Below are 24,668 nucleotides of genomic sequence, written 5' to 3'. Positions count from 1 at the left end.
CGCGGCCGAGAACGGGCTCGGCCGCCGCCGCGTGAGCCGGTTCAGGCGCGACCACCGCGACGTGAGTCGGTTCACTCGCCGCCACCGCGGCGTGAGTCGCCTCAGGCGCGGCCGCCGAGGCTGGCCAGGCCGATGATCCAGCCCGCGAAGAACCCGTAGCCGACCCCGGCGCTGGCGGTCTGGAAGGCGGCGAGGAGCGATCCGCCCGGCCCGAGGAGGGTGGCCAGCAGCCCGGTGAACCCGCCGGCCAGGGCGTACGCCGCCCAGCCGGAGAGGAACTGGCTGGCCGAGCCCTGCACCCTGGCCACCTGTGCGGCGGGCAGCAGGTAGAGGAGGGCGGCGGCCAGGATCACCAGCAGGATCGCCCGCAGGTCGGCGGCGAGCACCCCCTGGGACGGGTCGTCGGCGTGCAGCCGCCAGGCCGGCCAGGCGAGCAGCCGCAGAAACCAGCCGCCGGCCCCGTTCGGGTCGGTGTGATCCTGCACCCAGCCCACGTACATCGGGCTGCCGCACACGCCGACGAGGAGGAGCGCGGCGACGGCGCCGGTGCCGGCGGCCGTGCCGTACCTGCTGACGGTCCGGGGGCGGTTGCTGAGTGCCATGGGACGGTCAGTGCCCGACGCACCCCGCCGGGCAAACCTGCGTGCGACCGCCCTGGGCCGGCGGACGGCCATCCGTCAGTGCTTCAGCAGGTAGTCGATGAACGCGGCCCGCAGCAGCGGGGCGGACTCCTCGTAGCCGTGGCCGGTCAGCTCCCGCCACAGCGCGTTGGCCTCGTCGATGGTCGGCCCGACCGAGTTGGGGGCGCCGTCCAGGGCGGCGGCCTCGTCCGAGTTGGGCAGGTGCCGCAGCACCGACCAGAAGAACCCGACGTCGCGGCGCTCCCGGGCCCGGGCGAACGCCTGCTCGCGCAGCTCCTCGGTGGGGAGCCTGTCGAGCTCGTCGAAGCTACGGCCGCCGGCGCCGGTGGCAGGAGTCTCGCTCATGCCGCCGCCCCGCGTCGCTCGGCGACGGCATGAGGCACGACCGGGCTGTGCTGATGATTCGCTCGCTGGCGCTCGCTCATGCCGCCGAGCCTAACCGGCGAGATCAGGTTCGGCCCGTCATCGCCGGCGGCGACCTCGATCGACCCGTCCGGCGCCGTCAGCGGTCGTCGGTGTCCCAGCGGCGCGGCTCGCTCTCCCAGCGCGGGGCGTCCCACGTGTCGACGGTCGGGTCAGTGCCCACCGGCAGCACCGAGGGCCAGTCGTCGGCCGGCTCCGGCGGCCGGGCCAGCGCCCAGCCGGAGCTGATCGTGGGGTCTCCGGGCGGCCCCAACCCGGCCGGGACGAGGGCCGGCCGCGGCCGGCCGAACGCCTCGACCAGCCGGGTGACCAGCAGCCCGGTGCCGAGCGTCGCCCCGCCGACGGCCCACCGGCTGATCGTCCAGCCCTGCGCCGCCGCCCAGACCAGGAAGACCTCCACCAGACTCACCGCGAACAGCGTGCCGAAGATCCCGCCGCGCCGGCCGTACGCGCTGGTGCCGCCCAGCATCGCGGTGCCGACCGCCAGCACCGACCAGTCCAGCCCGGTGGCCGGCGCGACCGGGCCGCTGCCGTTCGCCGCGATCAGCATGCCGCCGAGCATCGCCAGCACGGTGGAGCCGATCATGGCGAACGCCGCCACCGTGGCGGCGACCGCGCCCCGGCGCCGGGCCGGGTCGGCGACCGGCCGGAACCGCCCGACCAGCCGCCGGATCGGCCGTATCGCGCCGAAGAGCCCGCCGAGCACGGCCACCGCGGCGAAGCCGATGACGAGGTACAGGGCGGTGGGCCGGGGGTCGTACCCGCCCTGGACCACGACCGGGCCGGTACGCCGCTCGATGTAGACGATCACACCGGCCGCACCGGCCAGGCTCGCCGCCCAGGCCGGCACGTGCAGCACCACCACCGCCAGGGCCAGCGCCAGCCCGCCGAGCACCGCCACCGCCAGCGCGGGGAGCAACGCCTCCCGGACGCCCCGATCGCCCTGCTCGGCGTAGTGCAGGGCGGCGGCCACCGCGACCGGGCCGACGGCCAGATTCACCACGGCGGCGCGCAGGCTCAGCCCGGCGGCGAGGGCGAGCAGCCCGAGCCCGGCCACGGCCACCAGGAGGGCCTTCAGGCCACTGCCGCGCAGCGCGTCCGCGTCCGCGCGCCAGAGCAGCCAGGTCAGCGCGGCCAGCCCGGCCAGCAGCAGGAACTCCCAGACCACGTGTACGGCGATCCGGTCGCGGCCGGGTTCGCCGTGCGCGGGGTCGTCGAAGACGTTCTCCAGCACGGCGGCGGGCACCCCGGACGACTCGGCCCGGCCCGTTTCGTCGTACCCCATGACCCGCGCCTCCCACGTCGCCCGGCCGTGCCGTCCGACGCTCGGGCGGACCGGCGGCGGCCGTTGCTCTCCGGTCGCCAGGCACGGTACCTGCGGGCGCGGGTGGTGGGAACCCCTGATCAGAGGCGGCCGCGCGGAGTCTCCCGGTCGCCGGGATCGCGGTCCTCGTCGTCCTCCTGCTCCGGCACCCGGCAGGACCGCTCCAGCCAGAGCGCCGCCGCGACCAGGGCGAGCGAGGCGACCAGCCCGGCCACGGCGGCCGGTCGGTCGCCCACGGCGGCGTTGGTCCGCTCGACGAAGAGCCACCCGGTCAACCCGGCGTAGAAGCCGGCGAAGATCGCCCCGGCCAGCGATGACGCCTTGGCCAGCACCACGAACCGGGCGACCAGCAGCGGATTCACCGGGTCCCGTCCGGGTCGGCGTTCGATCCGGCCGCGGGTGTTGACCGCCGCGTACCCCTCGAGCACGGCGAGGCCGGCCAGCGTGACCACCGGCAGCCAGGGCAGGTTCGGCGCGCTGGGGTAGTAGAAGCTGCTGATCAGCAGCCAGGCCAACGCGGCGGCGGCCAGCCCGGCCACCACCAGTGTGGAGATCCGGGTGGGACCCATCCGCCATCGTTCGGGGTCGCGCGGGAACTGCGCCTGACTCATGCGGTCGCCTCGCTCCGCTCGGCACCCGCCTGAGGCTGTGCGGCACAGTGCCGGATGATTCGCTCGCGGCGCTCGCTCATGCCGTCCGGCTCCACTGGGTCATGGGTCCGACTGTAACGCCAGATCCGGTCGAGGGCTGAGTTCCAGGGCGTCCCCGGCCAGCGGCTCGGCGTTGAGCAGGTCGGTCAGCCAGCCGTGCCCGGGCAGCCGGCCGTGCGGTTCGATGTCGATCCACGGTCGCAGCACGAAGGCCCGCAGGTGGGCGCGGGGGTGCGGCAGGGTCAGCTCCGGGTCGTCGCTCAGCACCGGCGCCCCGGCGTCGTCCCAGACCGCGATGACGTCGACGTCGAGGGTGCGCGGCCCGTACCGGCGCTCCGGGTCCCTGGTCCGCCCGGCCGCCCGCTCCGCGGCCCGGGCCCGGGCCAGCCAGTCGCCGGGGGTCGCCGCCGGGTCCCCGACCAGCACCGCCGCGTTCAGGTACGCGGGCTGCTCGGCGTCCCCCCACGGTGGAGTCTCGTAGATGCCGGAGACGACCAGCACCGCGTCGCCGAACGCGGCCACCGCCGCGCGGAGGTGGGCCAGCCGGTCACCGAGGTTGCTGCCGATCGACAGCACGGCCCGGGTCACCGGGTACGCCGCATCGTCACGGCCACGTCCCGGAAGGTGTGCGGGATCGGTGCCTCGGGCTTGTGGACGGTGACCGTGGCGGCGGCGACCAGCGGTTCGGCCAGGCAGACCGCGAGCAGCCGGTCGGCGAGTGTCTCGATCAGGTTGACCGGCTCGCCGGTGATCACGGCGACCAGCCGCTCGGCCAACTCGCCGTAGTGCACGGTGTCGGTCACCTCGTCGGAGCGCGCGGCCGGGGCGAGGTCGAGTTCGAGCACCGCGTCGACCACGAACTCCTGCCCCTGGGCACGCTCGAAGTCGTACACCCCGTGCCGGCCGTGGGCGCGCAGGCCGGTCAGCTCGATCCGGTCGGTCACCGGTCCCCCTTCGTTCGCGACTGCGGGGCTCGCAAAACCGGCTCACTCCTCGCGCTCACCGGTCCCCCTCCCGCACGGTGGTCGCCAGGCACGGGCGGCCGGTGGCCCGCCAGACGGCGAGCGCGTCGGCGGTGCCGCGGACGTCGTGCACCCGTACCCCCCAGGCCCCGGCCGCCACGGCGAGCACGCTGGTGGCGATGGTGGCCGCCTCGCGGCCGGAGGTGGGCCGGGGGGTGCCGTCGGCGTCGGCGAGCAGCCGGCCCAGGTACGACTTCCGGCTCGACCCGAACAGCAGCGGAAAGCCGAGGTCCACCAGCTCGGGCAGGCGGGCGCTGAGCTCCCAGTTGTGCACGGCGGTCTTCGCGAAGCCCAGTCCGGGATCGACGATGATCTTCTCGGCGGCGATCCCGGCGGTGAGCGCCTCGTCGACCCGCTGGCTCAGCTCGGTCCGGACGTCGGCCACCACGTCGCCGTAGCTGGCCAGGTCGCGCATCTCGCGTGAGTGCCCCCGCCAGTGCATGAGCACCCAGGGGCAGCCGGCGTCCCGGACCACCCGGGCCATGTCCGGGTCGGCGAGGCCCCCGGAGACATCGTTGACCACGTCCGCGCCGGCGGCGAGGGCCGCCTCGGCCACCCGGGCCCGGCTGGTGTCGATGCTGACCGGGATGCCAGCGGCGCTCAGCTCACGGATGACCGGCAGCACCCGGGCCGTCTCGGTCTCCGCGTCGACCCGGTCGGCGCCCGGCCGGGTGGACTCGCCACCCACGTCGACCAGGTCCGCGCCGGCCGCACGCAGTCGCACTCCGTGTCCGACGGCCGCGTCGAGATCGGCGTACCTGCCGCCGTCGGAGAAGGAGTCGGGCGTGACGTTGAGGACGCCCATCACCACCGGGGCCTGCGCCCGTACCAGCTCGGTCACGACCCGACAGTACCGGTCGCCAGCAGGGCTTCCGGCGGCCCGGGCGGCAACCGGCCACGATGGCCCTGACATGCGGATTGGAACAGGTGTACGATCGGTCGTCCGGGTCGCTCCGGGTCGACTCTTCGCGGGTTGTCGCAAAGGGGGCCGGGCCGTACGCTTTGGAATTGCCCAGCATCGAGATGGCGAAGCCTGGAGGGAGGGCCGAAGCGGGAAGAATCCCCCCAAAGCTCGCCACTCTCCGTGGTGGGTGACAAACACAGCGTCGCACACGCTGTGCCCAATGAGCACCATCCCGCCAGGCTTGCCTACTGCACCGCCGCGGCGCCGCCGGCCGCGACATGGGGAGGTTTCCAGTGATCGCCACCGAGCTCATGGGGGCGGCGACGGCAGCCGTCGACCACGCGCTCCACACCCTGGCGTCGACTCCACTCGCCGAGCCGGCACCCAAGGGCATCGCCACCGCGAACATCGTCAGCTTCTTCGCCAGCAAGATCGCGCCGATCCTGCTCGCGGTGCTCGGCGTCATCTTCATCGGGCGGGCCAGCCGGGGCGAGATCTCCAAGGTGCTGACCAGCTCCGCGATCGCCATCGTCGGCCTGGCCTTCATCGCCGGCGCCGCCACACTCTTCTTCGTCGGCGACTACCTGATCAACCTGATCTTCGAATAGGCGCGGGCGACCATGCGGCTGCGCACCGACGACGACATCTACCGGGCTCGTCTCGTCTACCTCGGGCCGCCCGGGTACACCCTGCCCGTCCACCTGCCGTACGCCCAGTACGGCCTGTTCATGCTGCTCGTACCCCTCTACATGTTCATCCACTGGCTGTTCACGTTGCAGGTGGAGCTCTTCCCCGCCTGGGAGATCTCGCTGGCCATCGTGACCACCTCGTTCATCTTCCGGCACGTCGACCCGGACCGACCGGCGCGCATGGTCATCCGGACCGCGCTGACGGACTGGCGACGCACCCGGGAGCCGGCCGCCGAGCTGCGCGACCCGCGGCTGGTGGCGAGCCGGATCAGGATCCGGGAGGAACTGGCATGACCGGGCGTACGCCGCCGGCGCGGACGAACGACGCGGGTGAGGCGGTCGCATGAGTCGCTCTTCCACGCCGGGTTCCCCGGCCGGACGTCCGGCCGGGCCGCACGGTAACCGAGCGCGATCGTTCGATTACCCGCAGGACGAGGAGTTCGACGAGGTCGCGCTCGACCCGGCCCTGGCCACCAGCCCCGGGCACGGTCGGGTCGGGGTCTTCCAACCGCCCCGCCCGGTGTCGCCCCGCCCGCCCGGCTCGGAGCAGCGGATGCCGGCGGCTGGCGACAGCGGCGACATCGACTCGCCGTTCCTCGACCTGTTCGGCGGCGCGCAGCCCGGCGTACGGCGCCCGGCCCGGCCCGCCAGCCCTCCGGCCGGCCCACCCACCGCGACGGAGCCGACGCCGGTGGTGGCGCCGCCCCGCCGGGGCGTCGGGCGGGAGGCGCTGCCCATCCCGCACCAGCCCGCCGCCCCGGCCGAGCCGCTCCCGCCGTCGCAGGGCGAGCACGGTGGCGCACCGGAGGACGAGCCGCCCAGCGCCCGGCGCCGGGAGAGCGCCCCCGGCGTACGGCCGGTGGGCCGACCCCGGGAGGCCCCCGAGGCCGCGCCGTCGCACGGCGCCTCGCCGGTGGAACGGCCGGCCGCCCTCGACCCGGCACCCGCCCGTACCCGGGTACCGCACCAGGCCGGCGACCGGCTCCCCGCGCTCCGGCCGACCGCCGAGCCGGAGCTGGCCGACCCGACGCCCCCGGTCGACCGCCCGGCCCGCCGCACCGACCGGCGGGTGGAACCGGCCACCCGGTCGAACGGTCGCGAGGTGGCCACCGCGCCCGGCCGGGAGGTGACCCCGCCGCGGCAGCGGTCCGCCGAGCTGAGCGGGAAGCCCGTCAAGCCGGTTCGGGTCCGCCCACCGAAGATCAAGTTCGGCGACCGGGACCCGTCGGTCGAGCTGGCTGTCACCGAGATCGCCGGCCACCTCACCTTCACCCCGAACACGGTCACCGCCTGGTACTGGCTGCCCGAGGTGCGCTGGGCGTTCCGCCCCGACGCCGAGCGCGAGGCGCTGCTCTCGGCGATCTCCGAGCAGTACGCCGGCCTGGCCGGCTTCCGGCTGCACCTGCGCCGCACCACCCGGCCGTTCCCGGCCGACGAGTGGGCCCGCACCATCGACGCGCACACCGCCGCGCCGCTGCCCGACGTGCCCGGTACGCCCGGCTGGGCCGACCACCTGGTCGCCGCCCAGCGGCACCTGATGGCGGTCAACCACGCCGAGGGGCAGACCTACCTCGGGGTCACCTTCGCCCGCCGGTCGCTGGGCGACTCCCTCACCGAGCGGCTGCTGCGCACCTTCGGCCGGGGCACCGCCGACAGCGAACGCCGCCGGCTGGGCCGCACGGTCGAGCAGTTCGACGAGGTGCTCGGGGCGTTCGGCATGCGGGGCCGCCGGGTCACCGCGCAGGAGCTGGAGTGGCTGCTCTACCGCTCCGTCGCGCTCTGCATGGCGCCACCCGGCGCGCTCTCCCCGGTGACCAACGGCCGGTGGGAACGCGGCGACCTGCTCGCCCTCACCGAGCAGGTCGAGCGCTACCGCACCCCGTACGGCTCGACGGTGAAGCTGGTGAACCGGATGACCGGCGAGGAGCGGCACGTGGCCGTGCTCGCGGTCGGCCGGATGGAGCCACTGGAGATCCCCGAGCGGCACGAGCCCTGGCTGCACTTCCACGAGCGGCTGCCGTGGCCGATGGAACTCTCCACCCGGGTGGACATCCTCGGCCCCGGCGACTCCTTCCGGAACCTCGAGCACCGGCTCCGGATGATCCGCTCCCAGCAGCTCGACTACGCCGAGCACGGCATCGACGCCCCGCCGGAGCTGGAACGGCTCGCCAAGCGGGCGCTGGTGATCGGCGACGAGATGACCACCGGCCTGCCGGTCGACTCGGCCCGCGCGCACGGCTGGCACCGGATCGCGGTCGGCGGCCGGACCCGCGAGGAGTGCCTGGAGCGGGCCCGGCGGCTCATCCAGCTCTACTCCCGCGAGCTGCGGATCTCGCTCCAGCATCCGAAGAACCAGGACTGGCTGGCCCGCGAGTTCATCCCCGGCGAGCCGATCGCCAACACCGGCTACGTCCGGCGGATGCCGGTCAACCTGCTCGCCGCGGCGTTGCCGCAGGCCGCGTCCACGGTCGGCGACCGGCGCGGCGACCTGATCGGCCGCACCGCCGGCACCTGCCGCCGCCCGGTCTTCCTCGATCTGCACTTCCCCATGGAGGTACGGGAACGGTCCGGGCTCGCCGTCTTCGTCGCCGAACCCGGCGGCGGCAAGTCAACCCTGCTCGGCGCGCTCGGCTATCTGGCCGCCCGACGCGGCGTCCAGGTGACCCTCCTCGACCCGTCCGGCCCGCTGGCCCGGCTCTGCGCGATGCCGGAGCTGGCGCCGTACGCGCGGGTGCTCAACCTGACCGGCTCCGACCAGGGCACCCTCGCCCCGTACGCGTTGATCCCGACGCCGCTGCGCAGCGAGTTCGCCGCCGGCTCGGCGGGTGATCGGGAGTTCGAGATCGCAGTCTCCAACGCCCGCGCCGAGCGCCGGATGCTGGTACAGGACATCTGCATGATGCTGGTGCCCCCGCAGGTGGCCCGGGAGGCGTCCACCGCCACCCTGTTCCGGCACGCCGTACGCCAGGTGCCGGCCGAGGAGACCGCCACGCTGGACGACGTGGTCGCCTGCCTCCAGGGGCTGGACGACGACGCCGGCCGGGAACTGGCCAACCTGCTGCTGGACACCGCCGAGATGCCGCTGGCCATGCTCTTCTTCGGCCGGCCGCCGGAGGGGCTGCTCGGCGCGGACGCCGCGCTCACCGTGATCACCATGGCCGGGCTGCGGCTGCCCGACCTGAAGATCGAGCGGGAGTACTGGTCGGCCGAGGAGGCCCTCGCCCTGCCCATGCTGCACACCGCGCACCGGCTGGCCGTCCGCCGCTGCTACGGCGGCTCGATGTCCTCCCGGAAGCTGGTCGGCCTGGACGAGGCGCACTTCATGGAGGGGTGGCGTTCCGGGCGGTCGTTCCTGGTCCGCCTCGCCCGCGACTCCCGCAAGTGGAACCTCGCCGCCCTGGTCGCCTCGCAGAACCCGAAGGACATCCTCGGCCTCGACGTGCAGAACCTGGTCTCCACCGTCTTCGTCGGCCGGATCGCCGAGGACACCGAGATCGCCTCCGAGGCGCTGCGGCTCCTGCGGGTGCCGGTCAACGACGGCTACGAAGCCACCCTGGCCTCGCTCTCCCAGGCGGACTCCGGATCGGCCGCCCGGCTCGGCTTCCGCGAATTCGTGATGCGCGACGTCGACGGGCGGGTGCAGAAGGTCCGGGTCGACGTGTCGTACGTGGACGGGCTGCTGGACCACCTGGACACGACCCCCGCCGCCGCCCAGGCAGCCGGGCAGCTGCCGACCGTCCTGGCTGATCTGGAGGCGTGACATGGCGAGGGCCCGGGCACGGATCGCGGCGCTCCTCCTCGCGCTCGGCGTACTCGCCGTGGCCACCATCGCCTGGCCGGTGGTCGGGGCGACACCCGCGTACGCCACTGAACCCACCCCGGCACCGGCCGAACTGTGTACCACCAAACAGTGGCAGGTCGACTTCCGCGCCTGCGTAGCCAAGCTGAACGCAGTCACCGAGGATGCGGCGGCCTGCCGCAACGCACCCGTACCCGGCGCGCCCGACTCGGGCCTGGCCGGCTGGTTCGCCTCCCGCCCCGACTCCGCCAAGCTCCCCGGCCCCAAGGGGCTCTACAGCGACTACGGCTACGCCGGGTACAGCTACACGACGTACGACGTCGACGGCGGCTGCGCCTCGGCCGTGCTCCATCCCGACTACCGCTTCACCACCATGGTCGCGAACGGCGAGTTCATGTTCGCCAACGCGGTCATCGGCGCGTCCAACGCGTTGCGTGAACGGGCCTGGGATCCGCGCTCCATGTGGGCCTGGGCGGACCCGTTGGTGGAGCAGGCCACGAAGGCCGTCTACCAGAAGGTGTTCAGCGTCTTCGGCATCATCACGCTCTGCGTGGTCGGCCTCTACCTGCTCTGGCGGTCACGCCAGTCGGACATGAGCAACGCCATGACCACGGCCGGCTGGGCGTTGCTGGTGATGGTGGCGGTGACCGCCCTGGCGGCCTGGCCGGTGAAGTCGGCGAACGTCGCCGACAGCACCCTGATCACCACGCTAGGCGTGGTGCACGACGCCGTCGGGCCGGGGTCCAAGGACATCCCGGCGGGCAAGTGTGCGCTGCCGAATCCGGACGCCTGCGTCGACAAGCGGCCGCCCGCCGTACGGGCCAGCGACACCGCCACCGAGACGATGCTCTACCGGAACTGGCTGCGGGGCGTGCTCGGCTCGGCCGACAGCGAGACCGCCAAGAAGTACGGTCCGGCGCTCTACGACGCCAAGTCGCTCACCTGGGAGGAAGCGGAGAAGCTCCGCCAGAACCCGGCGACACGGCAGGCCACCATCAAGGCCAAGCAGCAGCAGTGGGCCCGAGTCGCCGAGCAGATCAAGTCGGAGGACCCCGAGGCGTACGAGTACCTCCAGGGCGTCCGCGACATGGACCGGATCGGGGCCGGGTTCATCGCGGTGCTGGCCTCGCTCCTCTTCGCGATGTTCGATCTGACCGCCTCGCTGCTGGTGCTGCTCGGCTTCCTGATCTTCCGCTGGGCGGTGATCGCCGCGCCGATCCTCGGCACGGTCGGTCTGCTGCGTCCGGCGAGCGCCGGCCTCCGCCGGCTGGCGAACGCGGTGGTCGCGGCGGTCTTCAACATCGCCATCTTCGGCACCGGCGCGGCCATCTACCTGTTCGCGGTCGACCTCATCATGAACACGCCCGCGCTGCCCGGCTGGCTCCAGGTTGTCCTGGTCTGGCTCTGCGGCGTGGTGGGTTGGCTGCTGCTCCGCCCATACCGGCGGATCACCCAGCTCGGCGGCAAGGACAGCAGCGAGGCGATCAGCTCGGCCGGCTCCTGGCACCGCCGGTTCTTCCGCGACATGCGGGTGGCGGCGCGGCTGGACGTGGCCGAGCCCGGCGGCACCGCCGAGCCGGCGATCGGCCGGCGGCGCGGCGTCGCGCTCGAGCAGAGCAGCCTCCGGCCGGAGGCCCGGCACGAGGACCCGTCGCACGCCGGGGTCGCCGAACGCCAGCGGCCGGACGGGCGGGAGCGAGCCGAGGAGACACCGGCGCCCGAGCCGCAGGGCGAACGCCGCAGCACCGCGCCACGCCCCCGCCGGCAGCCGGCGAGTTGGACGGAGCCCGACGTGCCCGAGGAGGCTCCCTCCTTCGCCGTCTACCGGCCGGGCTCGACCGACCGCGCGCCGGCCGACCCGGCCCCCCGGGTGCGCTCCGAGGCGCGGTGAGGCCGATGGGTCGGGCACTGGAATTCCTAGTCACCCGGGTCCTGCGGTCCCGGCTCGGCGTCGCGCTCGTGATCGCCGCCCTGGTCTTCGGCGTGATCGGCGCGGCCCGGCTGTTCTCCGGTCCGATCGACCCGACCGCCGGCCTGAGCAACCGGCCACGCGAGCCGATCAGCACGGTCGACCCGGAGGCCGGTGACGACGGCGTGCTGGCGAGTTCGGCGCCGCCGCCCTCACCGAAGACCCGGCCGGGCGAGTTGACCCCCGAGCAGACCGCCGGTCGCTTCACCACCGCCTGGCTGACCGGCCCCGGCAGCAGCGGGGAGGACTGGCAGAGCCGCCTGCGGCCGCTGTCCACGAGCGCGCTGACCGAGAAGCTGACCGGCGCGGACCCGGAGAGCGTGCCGGCCCGGCGGGTGGCCGGCCAGGTGACCCTCCGGCCCCGGACGGAGTCGTTCGTGGAGGCGCTGGTCCCGCTCGACAACGGCCGGCTCCGGCTGGAACTGGTGGTCTCGGACGGGCGGTGGCTGGTGGACGTGGTCGACTGGGAGCGGCAATGAGCCCCGCGGCGGACGAGACGGTCCCGCGCCGCGGGCGGTTGCGGCTCGGCGTGCTGGTCACCGCGCTGACCACGGTGCTCGCCCTGCTCTGCTGCGTCGGTGGCGCCGGCGCGTTCTTCCTCACCGAACTGGGCGGCGACGAAAAGGACGGCCGAACCGCCGGCCTGGGCTGCGACGTCGCCTACCAGGTCGACGTCACCGGGGACATGCCGCGTTTCACCGAGTACGGCGAGGGGCAGCTGCGCAACGCAGCCGTCATCATCAAGGTCGGCCAGGACATGAAGGTGCCCGCCCGGGGCTGGGTCATCGCGCTGGCCACCGCCATGCAGGAGTCCGCCCTGCGCAACCTCGCCAACAGCACGGTGCCGGCGTCGCTCACGCTGCCGCACGAGGGCGTCGGCTCCGACCACGACTCGCTGGGCCTGTTCCAGCAGCGGCCCGGTTGGGGCAGCGTCCAGCAGCGGATGACGCCGTCCTACGCCGCCGGCAAGTTCTACGAGAAGCTGCTGAAGGTGCCGGACTGGCAACGGCGCCAGCTGACCGTGGTGGCGCAGCGGGTGCAGGTCAGCGCCTTCCCGGACGCGTACGCCAAGCACGAGGACCTCGCCGGCCGGATCGTCGACGCGCTCGCCGGGGGTGCCGCCCGCACGGTGGAGATCGCCGGAAAGGCGGTCTGCGACGCCGCCGCCGGCGCCCGGATCGCCGCCTCCGGCTGGACCGCTCCGCTCCCGGGCGGCATCGTCTCCGGCTTCCGCACCGCCGAACGCCCCAGCCACAACGGGGTCGACCTGGATGCGGACAAGAGGACGCCGATCCACGCCGCGGCCACCGGCCGGGTGCTGGTGGCCCGCTGCGACCCCGACCACTCAGGACGGCGGGACTGCGACCGTGACGGCTGGCCGGGCAAGGGCGGCTGCGGCTGGTTCGTGGACATCCTGCACGCCGGCGGTTACGTCACCCGCTACTGCCATCTGATCCAACGGCCCGCGGTGGCGCCCGGGCAGGCCGTGGCCGCGGGCCAGGTGATCGGCTACTCCGGCAGCAGCGGAAACTCCTCCGGGCCGCATCTGCACTTCGAGGTGCACACCGACGGCGACCGGTCCAGCCGGGGCGCCATCAATCCCGTGCCGTTCATGCGGGAGCGCGGCGCACCGCTGGTCGGCACCGCGTGAGGCTCGCCGGCACATGAGCAATCCCCTGCCCGACCCCTTCGCGGACCAGCCCGACTGGGCGCCGCGGCCGCCCCGACCGGTCGAGATCGTCCCCGCCGCCGGCCGCGTCGACCTGCGGGGCCGGCGGGTGCTGGTCGGCCTGCCCGGCCTCGGCTGGCGCGGCGACCTCCGCGCCGACGAGCAGGTGGTGCAGGGCAGCCGGACGTACGTGCCGGTCATCCCGGAGCACGAGTGGTACCGCGCCGAGGCGGAGCAGGTGGAGGTCTTCGCGCCGCTGGTGCCCGTGGAACGGGTCTGGGTGGAGACGGTGGGCGGGCGGGAGCCGGCGGCCCGACCGGCCGGGTCGGGTCTCCGCCTGGTCTCCCTCGACGCGCCCACCCGTCGCCCGCCCACCCCGGTCGTCGAGGCGGACTCGGTGGCCGGCCGGCGCGTGGTGCACGTGACGGGAGCGACCGAGCAGCGCGACCTCCGCGCGGTGACCGAGACCTACGCCGGCGCGGACGGGGACATCTGCGTCCGGGTGGCACCGGAGCTGGAGTGGTACCGGTGGGCGTGGCGCGGCCAGGCACCGATCACGTTGGAGGTCCCGGTCCACCTGCTCTGGCTCGAGTAAACCACCCTCACCCGGCGCGCTCGGCCGTGCAGACACCCCAGCCGTCGCCCCGCCTCGTCTCGAACCGCCAGCCCTGCCGATCGCTCTGCGAAACGCCGTCGACAAGGGCCGAGATGATGAGATCAACCTCGACCACGGCGACGTCTCCCGACTGTTGAACGCTCAGTGCGCCCCAGCTCACCGAGATCGTCGTGCCGAACTTCTTCTCCCGCGCCACGAGATCATCGCGGAGCGCCCGCAGGCCGTCGAAATTCGTCCTGCCCTCGCACCTGAACTCCTGCGCCTTCGTGTCGTTGCGGTCCATCAGGAACGCACGAAGGTAGTTGTCCACCACCACGTCGGGGGCGCTGCGGTCGGGCGCGGTGGCGCGGTCGTAGAGCACGAAACCGACGACGGCGCCGCCGGCACAGAGCAGCGCCAGCACCCCGGCGACGACCGTGAGGACGGTACGCAGCGGCCGGCGCGGACGTTCCGGCGCCGGGGCCGGCGCGGGTGGCGCCAACTGCTCGGGCGGGGTCCGCTGCGCCGGTACGCGGGAGACCTGGGAACCGGCGGGGGGCTGCACTGATTCCACCTCCTGAGGCTATCGGCTGCGCGCCGCGTACCCAATGCCCCAGATCCCCGGATCGTGGCGAACCGCCGGGACGGCCACCGCCCGGCGTGGGCGCCCCGGCGGCCCGGCCGAACGGCATCGGGTGAGCCGACTCACCACCACGGCAAAGACCGGCGCAGCGCCGACCGACATCCCGGAGGACGGACCTCGGCTGGGATACCGTCACACCTCGGGGAGGAGATGTCGGCCTCGGGAAGAGAGGTGGACGCGGTGGCGAGTCCGAAGGCGCGAGCCGGTCGGGCCGCCGCGCTGCACCGGCGGGCCGAGGCCGCCGCGACCGCCGCCGCCGGCATCCTCGACGAGATCCGTCCGGCGCCCGCGGACCACCACCGGCAGTACGAGCTGGCGGAGCGGCTCCGGGCAGCCTCGGCCCTCGCCGCACCCGGCTGGGCCGGCGATCCGCTGGAGACCCTGGCCGTGGCCACCCCGCCCGGGGACGGCCCGCCGCCCGTCGTCCGGGTCGGCACCGCCGCGCCACTGGACGACGCCCGGTTCCCCGCGCTGGTGCCGCTGTTCGGCAGTGGACATCTGAGCATCGACGCCGGCGCCGACGATCCGCGGGTGGCCGGCCTGCTCCGGGCCCTCCTGCTCCGGCTGTTCGCCGCGACGCCGGCCAGTGCCCTGCTGGCCCGCGCGGTCGACGGCACCGGTGCCGGCGCGACCTTCGCCGGGTTCGCGGCGCTCGCCGATGCCGGGCTGCTGCCCCCGCCGGCGACCGACGTGGCAGGACTCCGGGCGGTCCTCACCGAGGCCGAGCAGTGGGTGGCCGCGGGCACGGCCCGGCAGCGCGGGCACGACCGTACGTTGCTGCTGGTGGTGGCCGCGCTGCCCGACGGCACGGCCCCCGCCGACCTCGCCCGGATCGGGGAGCTGGCCGCCCAGGGGCACCGGGCCGGGCTGCACCTGGTGGTGGCCGGCTGGCCGGCGGAGGACCCACTGCCACAGGCCACCCCGCTGGCGGTGCGCACCGCATACGCATTGCTCGGCGATCCGCCGGCCGCGGGCTTCAGCAGCCCGGGCGCGGACCCGCCCGGCGGGCTCAACTGCCCGGTCTTCGTGGCGGAGGACCCGCCGGAGGAACTGGTCGTCGGGGTCTGCCTGCGGCTGGCCCGGCAGATCGAGGACGGCAGCCGGCTCGCCCTGACCGACCTGCTACCGGCGGGCGAACTGTGGGCCGACCGCGCGGTCGACGGGCTGTCCACCATGGTCGGTGACGCCGCCGGGCGACCGGTCAGCCTCGGCTTCACCGAGCTGACCCCGCACTGGCTGGTCAGCGGCCGTTCCGGGGCGGGGCGGTCGACGTTCCTCACCAACGTGCTGTTCGGCTTGTCCGCCCGCTACGGCCCCGACGAACTGGCCCTCTACCTGGCCGACCTGGGCGACGGCGAGTCCTTCGTGGAGTTCCTCCAGACCGAGCGGGACCGCTCCTGGGTGCCGCAGGTCCGGGCCGCCGGGATGGCCGCCGACCGGGAGTACGTGGCGGACCTGCTCGACGAACTGACGGCGGAGCTGCGTCGCCGGGAGGAGGCCGGCCGGCGGGCCGGCGGGCAACGCTACCCGGAGCTGCGCCAGCACCAGGAGCTGCCGCGGATCGTCTGCGTGATCGACAACTTCCCGTTGCTGCTACACGAGCGGGACCGGTTGGCCACCGACACCCTGGCCCGGCTGGACGCGCTGGCCCGCGCCGCCCGGGCGTACGGGATCCATCTGGTCCTGGCCGGCGAGGGCGACCTCGGCATCGGCGGCCCGCGCGACCCGTTGCTCGGCCAGTTCCCGGTCCGGGTAGCGCTGGCCGGCGGCTCGGCGGTGCTGGAGCCGACGAACGACGCGGCCGCCGGCCTGCCGGTGGGCAGCGCGGTGGTGAACACGGCCGGCGGGCTGGGCGGGCCGCGCGGGGCGACCCGGGGGCACGAGCGGATGATCCGGTTCCCGGACCCGCACGCGGACCTTGAGGTCCTCGCCGAGCTGCGGCACCGGCTCTGGTCGGCCCGACCCGAGAACGCCGCCCCGCCGGTGGTCTTCGCCGGGTACGCGCGCCCGCTGCTCGCCAACGACCCGCGCTACCGGGCCGCGCTGGCCGGTCGGGCGCACACGCCGGCCGCGTTGCCGGGCCGGGCGGTGGATGTGCGCCGCTCGACGGTGGCCGTACCGCTCGGGCCGGCGGCCGGCCGGAACCTCGCCGTGCTGGGCCGGGACGAGGAGGCGGAACGACTGCTGGTGACCGCCGCGAGGAGCGTGGCGGCACACCACGGCGCAGCCCGGTTCGTGCTGGCACCACTGGCGCACGGGTCGGCCGAGCCGGCTGCGGCGCTCGCCGCCGAGCTGGCGGAGCGGCACGAGGTCGACACCGTCGACGTGGCGGGCCTGCGGGCGGCGATCGAGGCGGACGAGCCCGGCTACCTCGTGGTGTTCGGGTTGGACGTGCCGGACGCGGCCGAGCTGCCGCCCGATCGGCTGCGGTCGCTGCTGCTGGAGGGGCCGCCGGCCGGGCGGCACCTGCTCGGCTGGTGGCGCTCGGTGGGGCCGCTGGTCGGGGTGCTGGGCCCGGAGGGCGAGGTGGACAAGCTCACCGCCGTGGTGGTGACCGACGTGCCGGGCAGCCGGCTGGAGCAGCTCTTCGACCGCCCGGTGCTGTGGCGGCCCCGGCCAGGGCGGGCGATGCTCTGGGACGGACCGGGTGAGCAGGGGACGGTGCTGGTGCCGTTCGGGGAGGGGCCGGTGCCGTGAGCGCGGACGTTCGGCTCGGCGGCGTGGCGCCGCGCGCCGCCGGGGAGCGAAGCGAGGCGACGGCGTGAGCGAGACCGGCACGCCCGTGCCCACGCCCCGGTCCGGCGGACCGACGGCCGACGTCGACCCGGCCGAGGCGGCCTGGGCGGGCTACATCGCCGCCGCCCGACTGCTCGACGGGGTACGCCGGGCGGCGGCGACCGCCGCCAGCGAGCAGGCCCGGTCGGTGGCGGCGGCCCGGGAGGAGCTGACTGCCGTCCGGGAGCGGCTGGCCCCGCAGCAGTCGCGGCTGCGGGAGCTGGGCGTACCGGCGATCTCGCTGGTGCCGACGCCGCCGGAGGTGACCGAGGCGGCCCGGTCGATGGCGGCCGGTCCAGCGGCGGTGCTGGCCGGCCTGCGGACCGCCAGTGGGTGGGCGGACGCCGCCGACGACACGCTTGCCGCGCGCGGCCTGCCCCGGCTGGCGCGGTGGCCGGCGCGCCCCCGCAACCTGCTGGTGTACGGGCCGCTGGCGCTGATCGTCCCGCTGATCCAGGTGGTGCTCTTCCTCGCCACCGGCACCGGCCCGGCTAGCGTGCTGGCGCTGGTGGTCGGGCTGCCGATGCCGGCGGTCGCGTTCATGGTGGGCTGGCTGGCGGTCGGGCGGCTGTTCCGGCCCCGCCCGACGGACCGGGTGGACCGCACCCCCCGGTTCGGCGCGTTGGTATGCCTGGTCCCGGCGGTGCTGGCCAGCGCCGGGATCGTCCTGGCCATGCTGGCCGCCTGAGCGCGGCCTGACGCCGGACGGCGACGGGCGCTCCGCCGGCTGGAGGGCGCATGCTCCGGGCAGTCGTCCTACGACGGCGGCCGCGCGCTCCGGGGCGGGAGCGCGCGGCCGTCGGGATGTCGAGCGGTCAGCGGGGGATGATCAGGGACATCGCCTCGGCCCGGGACTTGGCGTCGTGCTGGAGGGTGCCCCGCACCGCCGAGGTGATCGTTTTGGCACCGGACTTCTGGATGCCGCGCATCGCCATGCACATGTGCTCGCACTCGAGCACCACGACGACGCCGCGCGGGGCCAACCGGCTCATCAGCAGGTCGGCGATCTGCGAGGTGAGCCGCTCCTGCACCTGCGGTCGGCGGGCGAAGACCTCGACCAGCCGGGCCAGCTTGGACAGGCCGGTGATCCGGCCGTCCGGCCCGGGGATGTAGCCGATGTGCGCGCTGCCCCGGAACGGGAGCAGGTGGTGCTCGCAGAGGCTCATCACGTCGATGTCCCGGACGAGCACCAACTCTTCGTGGTTGGCCTCGAAGGTGGTGCTGAGCACCTGCGCCGGATCGACCCGCAGGCCGGCGAAGAGCTCGGCGTACGCGCGGGCGACCCGGGCGGGCGTCTGCTGGAGGCCGTCCCGGTCCGGGTCCTCACCGACGGCGATGAGGATCTCCCGGACCGCCTTCTCGATCCGCGCGAGGTCGATGGTCTCCTCCACCGGGCGCCCGGTCAGCTTGCCGCTGATCAGGCGCGCGGCGACGTAGTCCAGGCCGTCCTCGCCATCGGGTTCGGTCGCGGAGACGGCCAGCTCCCGGTTAGGGGAGCTGGCCGTCGAGTCGGTGCTCAGTGGGTACCGTCCGAGTTGTTCGCGGATCCGCCGACCGAGGCGCCGTCGGCCTGGGCCTGCGCCTTCAGGGCCTCCTTCTCGGCGGGGGTGAGCACGGGCGGCTCGGTGGAGGGCTGGCGCTTGCCGAAGCCGTGGTACGGGGCCATCGGCGGGCGCTTCGCCACCCGGGCGCAGATCCGGGCCATGTCGGCTGTGGAGAGGGTCTCCTTCTCCATCAGCTCGAGCACGATGTTGTCCAGGACGTCCCGGTATTCCACCAGGATCTCCCAGGCCTCGTCGTGGGCCAGCTCGATCAGCGCCCGCATCTCGCCGTCGATCTCGGCGGCCACCGCGTCCGAGTAGTCCCGCTCGTGGCCCATGCTGCGGCCGAGGAACGGCTCGTCGCCGCTGGTGCCGTACTTGATCGCACCGAGCTTGGAGCTCATGCCGTACTGGGTGATCATCGCGCGGGCCAGCTGGGTGGCCTTCTCGATGTCGTTGCCGGCACCGGTGGTCGGCTCGTGGAAGACCAGCTCCTCGGCGGCCCGCCCGCCCAGCGCGTACGCCAGGGTGTCGACCATTTCGGCCCGGGTCTGGGTGTACTTGTCCTCGGTCGGCAGGACCAGGGTGTGGCCCAGCGACCGACCCCGGGACAGGATCGTCACCTTGTGCACCGGTGCGGCGTGCGGCAGCGCCCAGGCGACCAGCGCGTGCCCACCCTCGTGGTACGCGGTGATCTTCTTCTCCTGGTCGCTCATCACCCGGGTCCGGCGCTGCGGACCGGCGATCACCCGGTCGATCGACTCCTCCAGGGAGTCGTTGGTGATCGCCCGCTGGTTCTTGCGGGCGGTGAGCAGGGCGGCCTCGTTGATCACGTTGGCCAGGTCGGCCCCGCTGAAGCCGGGGGTACGCCGGGCGACCGAGTCGAGGTCGACGTCGGGCGTGAACGGCTTGCCCTTGGCGTGCACCCGCAGGATGGCCTTGCGGCCCTCCATGTCGGGGGCGTCGACCGGGATCTGCCGGTCGAAGCGGCCGGGGCGCAGCAGCGCCGGGTCGAGGATGTCCGGCCGGTTGGTGGCGGCGATCAGGATGACGCCGCCCTTGGTGTCGAAGCCGTCCATCTCGACCAGGAGCTGGTTGAGGGTCTGCTCCCGCTCGTCGTGGCCGCCGCCCATGCCGGCGCCACGGTGCCGGCCGACGGCGTCGATCTCGTCGACGAAGACGATCGCCGGCGCGTTCGACTTGGCCTGCTCGAAGAGGTCGCGGACCCGGCTGGCGCCGACACCGACGAACATCTCCACGAAGTCCGAGCCGGAGATGGAGTAGAACGGCACCCCGGCCTCACCGGCCACCGCCCGGGCGAGCAGGGTCTTACCGGTACCGGGCGGGCCGAAGAGCAGCACGCCCTTGGGGATCTTGGCGCCCAGGGCCTGGTACTTCGCCGGGTTCTGCAGGAAGTCCTTGATCTCGTGCAGTTCCTCGACGGCCTCGTCCGCCCCGGCCACGTCCGCGAAGGTGGTCTTCGGCGTGTCCTTGGTGATCATCTTGGCCTTGGACTTGCCGAAGTTGAGCACCCGCGAGCCGCCGCCCTGCATCTGCGACATGAAGAACAGCAGCAGGAGCACCAGCAGGGCGATCGGTAGCAGGTTGACCAGCAGGCTCACCCAGATGCTGTCCGACGACACCTTGGTGTCGGCCGGACCGGTGATCTTGTTTTCGGACTTGGCCTTGAGAACCTCGTTCCAGACCTGGTTGCCCACCTCGTACGGGAACTGAGCCTGGATCTTGTCGGTGGTGGTGTCGTCGAACTTGGCCTTGTCCTTCAGGTCGAGCTGGAGCGTCTGCTCCTTGTCCTGGAAGACGACCTTCTCGATGCCGCCCTTGTTGAGCTGCTCGAGCGCGACCGACGTGTCCACCCGGTGGTAGCTGGGGCCAGCGGTGAACAGCTGACTGAGTACAACGGCGCCGAGGATGACCAGGATGATCCAGACCACCGGTCGGCGGAAGAAACGCGTACGTTCCATACTGTCGTCGGGCATCGAGACGCCCGCATCCTCCTGATCGACGTCCTGACCGTCTGAATGGTGTCGCCGCCTCGGGCGGCGGCCGCAGCCGCCGTGCGGGCCGGCCCCGACCCCGAGGCGCGCCTACTGCCGCGCCGCGGTCATTCGACGGTACACCGTTCGTGCCAGATGTGAGCTCGCGAGCCCGGCACTTACGCGTACGGCGAACCCGGGTTTGAGCCGGCGTGGCGGGGAGCTCCCCACCCGGCCCGCCCGACCGCACGGTCACGCGGTTCGAGGGGTCGGGCATGGAGGGTGCCTCCACGTCACCGGCATCTACCGTAGACCGGAAGGCTGAAAGCCCGCTGAACGTCCGCTTGACGTAACCAGAGTCTCCCCGTACGGGGTCCGGCCGGCGGGGAGTTCAGGCCCGGGCATACACCTCGGGCTTCAGGACGCCGACGTAGGGCAACTCCCGGTACCGCTCGCCGAAGTCCAGGCCGTAGCCGACGACGAACTCGGTCGGGATGTCGAAGCCGACGTACTTGACCGGAACGGGCACCTTGACCGCGTCCGGCTTGCGGAACAGGGCGACCACCTCGACGCTGGCCGCGGAGCGGGACTCCAGGTAGCGAAGCAGCCAGGAGAGGGTCAGGCCGCTGTCGACGATGTCCTCGACCACCACCACGTGCCGGCCAGCGATGTCCCGGTCCAGGTCCTTGAGGATCCGGACCACGCCCGAGGAGGTGGTGCCCTGGCCGTACGAGGAGATGGCCATGAAGTCCAGCTCGGCGGGCGGGCCCTGGCGACCCAGCGCGCGGGCGAAGTCGGCCATGAACATGACCGCGCCCTTGAGCACGCAGACGAGCAGGAGACCGTCGTCGACGTGCGCGTAGTCCGCCGAGACCTGCTTGGCGAGTTCCGCGGTCTTCTCGCGGATCTGCGCCTCGGAGATGATCACGTGGTCGATGTCGGCGTCGTACCAGGAGCCGTCAGCCATGCTCCTAGCCTGCCGTACGCCGGATCTCCTCCGTCGGCGGGGCCGCCCCTTTTGGCGCGGTCCCGCCGGGGGATTTTCGGTACGGGATGGGCAAATCACCTCAGCAGGTACGGGAGTTCCACCGGCGGCCGTCGTCGGTGGGCTTCCAGTCGGCCGAGTCCCGCGAGTCCGCGGTCAGCCCGGCGGCACTCGCGACGACGAGTGAGAGCAGCAGGAGCAGGAGCAGCAGGACGGTCATGGCGGCGCTCACTTTCATATGGTTGCTGTCGGTTTCGCCGCCGGTGCGCACCGGATGTAATCCAGTCTGCGCCCGGAGTCCCGGCCCGGACAGCGGCAGGAATGCCACTGGGCATCGATTTCCTGCCACCTGTCGGGTTACCCTCGTCACATGCTCCGATCCGTGGCCGTCATCGCGCTCGACCAGGTCGCCGCGTTCGAACTCGGCGTCCTCGCCGAGGTTTTCGGCACCGACCGCACGGCCGACGGCTTCCCCGGCTACCGCTTCGACGTCTGCACCGTCGACGGCCGGCCGGTCCGCAGCCGCTCCGGCTTCCTGCTCACCCCGCACGCCGATCTGAGCCCGGTGGACGAGGCGGATCTGGTGGCCGTGCCGGCGCACGCCGAGGGGGCACCCGTCCCGGAGCCGGTCCTGGCCGCGCTGCGCCGGGCCGCCCACCGCGGCGCCTGGCTGCTCAGCGTCTGCTCCGGCGCGTACGTGCTGGGCGAGGCGGGGCTGCTCGACGGGCGGGACTGCACCACCCACTGGCGGCACGTGGACGACCTGCAACGCCGGTTCCCGGCGGCCCGGGTGCGGTGCAACTCCCTCTACGTCCAGGACGGGCGGCTGCTGACCAGCGCCGGCACCGCCGCCGGGATCGACGCCTGCCTGCACCTGGTCCGCCAGGAACACGGGTCGGCCACCGCCACCCGGCTGGCCCGGCGGATGGTCGTCCCCCCGCACCGCGACGGCGGCCAGTCCCAGTACGTCGAGGCACCGATCCCGAAGGCGCCGGAGGCACCCACCCTGGAACCGGTGCTGGAGTGGCTGATGGGGCACCTCGACCGGTCGGTGACCGTGGACGAGCTGGCCGCCCGGGCCGGCATGGCGCCGCGTACCTTCGCCCGCCGGTTCCGCGCCGAGACCGGCACCACCCCGCACGACTGGCTCACCAACCAGCGGGTGCTACTCGCCCGGCGGCTGCTCGAGGAGACCCGGCTGAGCGTGGACAGCGTCGCCGACCAGGCCGGCTTCGGCGACGCGGCGGCGCTGCGGCACCACTTCACCCGCCGGGTGGGCACCACCCCGCACGCCTACCGGACCACGTTCCGGGAACGGGTCGAGGCCTGATCACCAGCCCAGCATCGCGCCGTCGACCCGGGACTCGGACCCGGCCACGTACCCGCCGGACGGCGAGCGCCAGATCGCCTGGCCGTACCCGAAGACCGACGGCTCCGCCGCGATGATGACCTCGTGCCCGTGGGCCCGCAGGCCGGCGACCAGCTCCGGGTCGAGCGCCGGCTCGACCAGCAGGGTCCGCCCGGCGTGCCAGTACCAGCGCGGGGCGTCCAGGGCGGCCTGCGGGTCGCGCCCGTCGTCCAGGGTCGCGGAGACCAACTGCACGTGCCCCTGCGGCTGCATGTGCCCGCCCATCACGCCGAACGGCCCGACCGGGGCGCCGTCCCGGGTCAGGAAGCCCGGGATGATGGTGTGGAACGGGCGCTTCGCCGGACCCACCACGTTCGGGTGGTCGGGGTCGAGCCGGAAGCCGAGGCCCCGGTTCTGCAGCGCGAAGCCGTGCCCGGGCAGCACCACGTGCGAGCCGAAGGCCAGGTAGGTGGACTGGATCAGGCTGACCATCATGCCGCCGGCGTCCGCCGTGCAGAGGTAGACGGTGCCGCCGCGCTCCGGCTCGCCGGCCACCGGCTCGCCCGCGCGCCCGGTGACCAGCGCCCGGCGGGCCGCCGCGTACGCCGGGTCGAGCAGGGCCGCCGTGGGCACCTCCGCCCGTTCCGGGTCGGCGACGTACGCGTGCGCGTCGGCGAAGCCGAGCTTCACCGCCTCGATCTGCCAGTGCAGCCATTCCTCCGGGCTCAGCGCGGCCAGGTCCACCCCGTCCAGGATGTCCAGCGCCAGCAGCGCCGCGATCCCCTGCCCGTTCGGCGGCAGCTCCCACACCTCGTGCCCCCGGTAGCGGACGCACACCGGATCCACCCAGGTGGACCGGTGCCGGGCCAGGTCGTCGCCGGTGACGAACCCACCGGTCCGGGCCGCGTACCCGTCGAGCGCGGCTGCGATCCGCCCCCGGTAGAAGTCCTCCGCACCGCTGCCGGCGATCCGCCGGAGCGTCCCGGCCGCGTCCGGGTTTCGCCACCGCTCCCCCGGTCGCGGCGCCCGGTCGCCCACGGTGAACACCCGGCGGAACTCGGCGTACTCCGCGCCCACCAGTCCGTCGTTGGCGGCGACGCCGCGCGTCCAGGTGGCGGCGGTGCCGGCGGCGACCGGGTAGCCGTGCTCGGCGTAGCCGATCGCGTCGGCGAAGAGGTCGGCGAAGGGCAGCGACCCGAACCGGTCGTGCAGGTCCCGCCAGCCGGCTGGCGCGCCCGGCACGGTCACCGGCAGCCAGCCCCGAGCCGGCATGGTCGGCCCGGCGGCCTGCGCGCCGCCGAGCGCGTCGACCGGTGGCGCGCCCCGCCGGTCGGTCGCGGCCAGCACCAGCTCCCGGGTCAGCGCCGCGGGCGACCGGCCGGAGGCATTCAGCCCGTACAGCCGCTCGCCGTCCCAGACGATGGCGAACAGGTCGCCGCCGATGTCGTTCGACGGTGGCTGCACCACGGTCAGGGTGATCGCGGCGGCCAGCGCGGCGTCGACGGCGTTGCCGCCGCGCCGCAGCACGGCCAGGCCCGCGGCCGCCGCGAGCGGCTGGCTGGTCGCGACGGCACCGTTGGGGGCGAGGAGCGGCTGTCGGGGGTACGCCATCCGCCCTGTCTACCGCCTCCGGCGGCTCCCGGCGAGACCCCGGCCCACTGATCACCGCCACCTCGGCGAGGTGGGGGCATCAGTTG

Annotated in this window: 23 protein-coding genes; 10 read left to right on the top strand and 13 right to left on the bottom strand. The window is 74.0% G+C overall.

The window, feature by feature from the left end:
• Positions 1–101 precede the first annotated feature (101 nt).
• From A6A27_RS28535 to folP, 7 genes are all read right to left on the bottom strand, one after another.
• A complete protein-coding gene (locus A6A27_RS28535; protein ID WP_073837730.1) occupies positions 102–602 on the bottom strand; it encodes a hypothetical protein in 501 nt (166 codons plus the stop codon).
• A gap of 75 nt (positions 603–677) precedes the next feature.
• A complete protein-coding gene (locus tag A6A27_RS28530) occupies positions 678–986 on the bottom strand; it encodes a hypothetical protein (protein WP_073837729.1) in 309 nt (102 codons plus the stop codon).
• 157 nt (positions 987–1,143) lie between these two features.
• Entirely contained in the window at positions 1,144–2,349 is a 1,206-nt protein-coding gene (locus A6A27_RS28525; RefSeq protein ID WP_073837728.1) for an ABC transporter permease, read from the bottom strand.
• 119 nt (positions 2,350–2,468) lie between these two features.
• Complete coding sequence (locus A6A27_RS28520) at positions 2,469–2,957, bottom strand: DUF3180 domain-containing protein (RefSeq protein WP_198940496.1); 489 nt, start codon at positions 2,955–2,957, stop codon at positions 2,469–2,471.
• A gap of 141 nt (positions 2,958–3,098) precedes the next feature.
• Positions 3,099–3,626, bottom strand: a complete 528-nt coding sequence (gene folK / locus A6A27_RS28515; RefSeq protein ID WP_073837726.1) for a 2-amino-4-hydroxy-6-hydroxymethyldihydropteridine diphosphokinase — start codon at positions 3,624–3,626, stop codon at positions 3,099–3,101.
• On the bottom strand, positions 3,623–3,982 hold the full coding sequence (gene folB / locus A6A27_RS28510; protein ID WP_073837725.1) for a dihydroneopterin aldolase: 360 nt from the start codon (positions 3,980–3,982) through the stop codon (positions 3,623–3,625). Before folB ends, folK begins: the two co-directional genes overlap by 4 nt.
• A 55-nt stretch (positions 3,983–4,037) precedes the next feature.
• Positions 4,038–4,901 (bottom strand): dihydropteroate synthase, encoded by an 864-nt coding sequence (gene folP, locus A6A27_RS28505; protein ID WP_073837724.1) that lies wholly within the window; start codon positions 4,899–4,901, stop codon positions 4,038–4,040.
• A gap of 356 nt (positions 4,902–5,257) precedes the next feature.
• Here folP and A6A27_RS28500 point away from each other — a divergent pair, with 356 nt between their 5' ends.
• Genes A6A27_RS28500 through A6A27_RS28470 form a run of 7 tightly spaced genes read left to right on the top strand, consistent with a single transcriptional unit; the run spans position 5,258 to position 13,685 of the window.
• Complete coding sequence (locus tag A6A27_RS28500; RefSeq protein ID WP_073837723.1) at positions 5,258–5,572, top strand: hypothetical protein; 315 nt, start codon at positions 5,258–5,260, stop codon at positions 5,570–5,572.
• Positions 5,573–5,584: 12 nt separating this feature from the next.
• The gene (locus A6A27_RS28495) at positions 5,585–5,947 is read left to right on the top strand and encodes a hypothetical protein (RefSeq protein ID WP_073837722.1); all 363 of its coding nucleotides are present in this window, start codon (positions 5,585–5,587) and stop codon (positions 5,945–5,947) included.
• 49 nt (positions 5,948–5,996) lie between these two features.
• Entirely contained in the window at positions 5,997–9,413 is a 3,417-nt protein-coding gene (locus tag A6A27_RS28490; RefSeq protein ID WP_073837721.1) for an ATP-binding protein, read from the top strand.
• Position 9,414: 1 nt separating this feature from the next.
• A complete protein-coding gene (locus A6A27_RS28485; protein WP_073837720.1) occupies positions 9,415–11,343 on the top strand; it encodes a hypothetical protein in 1,929 nt (642 codons plus the stop codon).
• Between the two features lie 5 nt (positions 11,344–11,348).
• Positions 11,349–11,900, top strand: a complete 552-nt coding sequence (locus A6A27_RS28480; protein ID WP_073837719.1) for a hypothetical protein — start codon at positions 11,349–11,351, stop codon at positions 11,898–11,900.
• Positions 11,897–13,072, top strand: a complete 1,176-nt coding sequence (locus A6A27_RS28475; RefSeq protein WP_073837718.1) for a M23 family metallopeptidase — start codon at positions 11,897–11,899, stop codon at positions 13,070–13,072. Before A6A27_RS28480 ends, A6A27_RS28475 begins: the two co-directional genes overlap by 4 nt.
• A 13-nt stretch (positions 13,073–13,085) precedes the next feature.
• A complete protein-coding gene (locus tag A6A27_RS28470) occupies positions 13,086–13,685 on the top strand; it encodes a hypothetical protein (protein ID WP_073837717.1) in 600 nt (199 codons plus the stop codon).
• Positions 13,686–13,692: 7 nt separating this feature from the next.
• Here the strand turns inward: A6A27_RS28470 and A6A27_RS28465 are convergent, their stop codons facing one another.
• Positions 13,693–14,250, bottom strand: a complete 558-nt coding sequence (locus A6A27_RS28465) for a hypothetical protein (protein ID WP_073837716.1) — start codon at positions 14,248–14,250, stop codon at positions 13,693–13,695.
• A 249-nt stretch (positions 14,251–14,499) separates the two neighbouring features.
• On the opposite strand from A6A27_RS28465, the gene A6A27_RS28460 reads away from it, so the two are divergent.
• On the top strand, positions 14,500–17,025 hold the full coding sequence (locus A6A27_RS28460; protein ID WP_198940485.1) for an FtsK/SpoIIIE domain-containing protein: 2,526 nt from the start codon (positions 14,500–14,502) through the stop codon (positions 17,023–17,025).
• A 64-nt stretch (positions 17,026–17,089) separates the two neighbouring features.
• The gene (locus A6A27_RS28455) at positions 17,090–17,791 is read left to right on the top strand and encodes a hypothetical protein (protein WP_073837714.1); all 702 of its coding nucleotides are present in this window, start codon (positions 17,090–17,092) and stop codon (positions 17,789–17,791) included.
• Positions 17,792–17,918: 127 nt separating this feature from the next.
• On the opposite strand, the gene folE is transcribed toward A6A27_RS28455, so the two are convergent.
• From folE to A6A27_RS44535, 4 genes are all read right to left on the bottom strand, one after another.
• Positions 17,919–18,584, bottom strand: coding sequence for a GTP cyclohydrolase I FolE (gene folE, locus A6A27_RS28450; RefSeq protein ID WP_073837713.1), 666 nt, complete (start codon positions 18,582–18,584; stop codon positions 17,919–17,921).
• 35 nt (positions 18,585–18,619) lie between these two features.
• Entirely contained in the window at positions 18,620–20,626 is a 2,007-nt protein-coding gene (gene ftsH / locus A6A27_RS28445) for an ATP-dependent zinc metalloprotease FtsH (protein ID WP_073837712.1), read from the bottom strand.
• Between the two features lie 403 nt (positions 20,627–21,029).
• Complete coding sequence (gene hpt / locus A6A27_RS28440; protein ID WP_073837711.1) at positions 21,030–21,605, bottom strand: hypoxanthine phosphoribosyltransferase; 576 nt, start codon at positions 21,603–21,605, stop codon at positions 21,030–21,032.
• A 100-nt stretch (positions 21,606–21,705) separates the two neighbouring features.
• Positions 21,706–21,855: a hypothetical protein gene (locus A6A27_RS44535; RefSeq protein WP_158074087.1), complete on the bottom strand. Its 150-nt coding sequence runs from the start codon at positions 21,853–21,855 to the stop codon at positions 21,706–21,708.
• A 138-nt stretch (positions 21,856–21,993) separates the two neighbouring features.
• Here A6A27_RS44535 and A6A27_RS28430 point away from each other — a divergent pair, with 138 nt between their 5' ends.
• Entirely contained in the window at positions 21,994–22,953 is a 960-nt protein-coding gene (locus tag A6A27_RS28430) for a GlxA family transcriptional regulator (protein ID WP_073837709.1), read from the top strand.
• Here A6A27_RS28430 and A6A27_RS28425 read toward each other — a convergent pair whose 3' ends face one another.
• On the bottom strand, positions 22,954–24,582 hold the full coding sequence (locus A6A27_RS28425; protein ID WP_073837708.1) for a gamma-glutamyltransferase family protein: 1,629 nt from the start codon (positions 24,580–24,582) through the stop codon (positions 22,954–22,956).
• Positions 24,583–24,668 lie beyond the last annotated feature (86 nt).

The sequence above is a fragment of the Micromonospora sp. CB01531 genome (assembly GCF_001905095.1).
Taxonomy (GTDB): Bacteria; Actinomycetota; Actinomycetes; order Mycobacteriales; family Micromonosporaceae; genus Micromonospora.
This window is presented reverse-complemented; position numbering and strand designations above follow the sequence as displayed.

Coding starts and splice junctions, on each gene's coding strand:
- A6A27_RS28535 (WP_073837730.1), bottom strand. CDS start 602: ATGGCACTCAGCAACCGCCCCCGGACCGTCAGCAGGTACGGCACGGCC.
- A6A27_RS28530 (WP_073837729.1), bottom strand. CDS start 986: ATGAGCGAGACTCCTGCCACCGGCGCCGGCGGCCGTAGCTTCGACGAG.
- A6A27_RS28525 (WP_073837728.1), bottom strand. CDS start 2,349: ATGGGGTACGACGAAACGGGCCGGGCCGAGTCGTCCGGGGTGCCCGCC.
- A6A27_RS28520 (WP_198940496.1), bottom strand. CDS start 2,957: ATGGGTCCCACCCGGATCTCCACACTGGTGGTGGCCGGGCTGGCCGCC.
- A6A27_RS28495 (WP_073837722.1), top strand. CDS start 5,585: ATGCGGCTGCGCACCGACGACGACATCTACCGGGCTCGTCTCGTCTAC.
- A6A27_RS28490 (WP_073837721.1), top strand. CDS start 5,997: ATGAGTCGCTCTTCCACGCCGGGTTCCCCGGCCGGACGTCCGGCCGGG.
- A6A27_RS28485 (WP_073837720.1), top strand. CDS start 9,415: ATGGCGAGGGCCCGGGCACGGATCGCGGCGCTCCTCCTCGCGCTCGGC.
- A6A27_RS28480 (WP_073837719.1), top strand. CDS start 11,349: ATGGGTCGGGCACTGGAATTCCTAGTCACCCGGGTCCTGCGGTCCCGG.
- A6A27_RS28475 (WP_073837718.1), top strand. CDS start 11,897: ATGAGCCCCGCGGCGGACGAGACGGTCCCGCGCCGCGGGCGGTTGCGG.
- A6A27_RS28470 (WP_073837717.1), top strand. CDS start 13,086: ATGAGCAATCCCCTGCCCGACCCCTTCGCGGACCAGCCCGACTGGGCG.
- ftsH (WP_073837712.1), bottom strand. CDS start 20,626: ATGGAACGTACGCGTTTCTTCCGCCGACCGGTGGTCTGGATCATCCTG.
- hpt (WP_073837711.1), bottom strand. CDS start 21,605: ATGGCTGACGGCTCCTGGTACGACGCCGACATCGACCACGTGATCATC.
- A6A27_RS28430 (WP_073837709.1), top strand. CDS start 21,994: ATGCTCCGATCCGTGGCCGTCATCGCGCTCGACCAGGTCGCCGCGTTC.
- A6A27_RS28425 (WP_073837708.1), bottom strand. CDS start 24,582: ATGGCGTACCCCCGACAGCCGCTCCTCGCCCCCAACGGTGCCGTCGCG.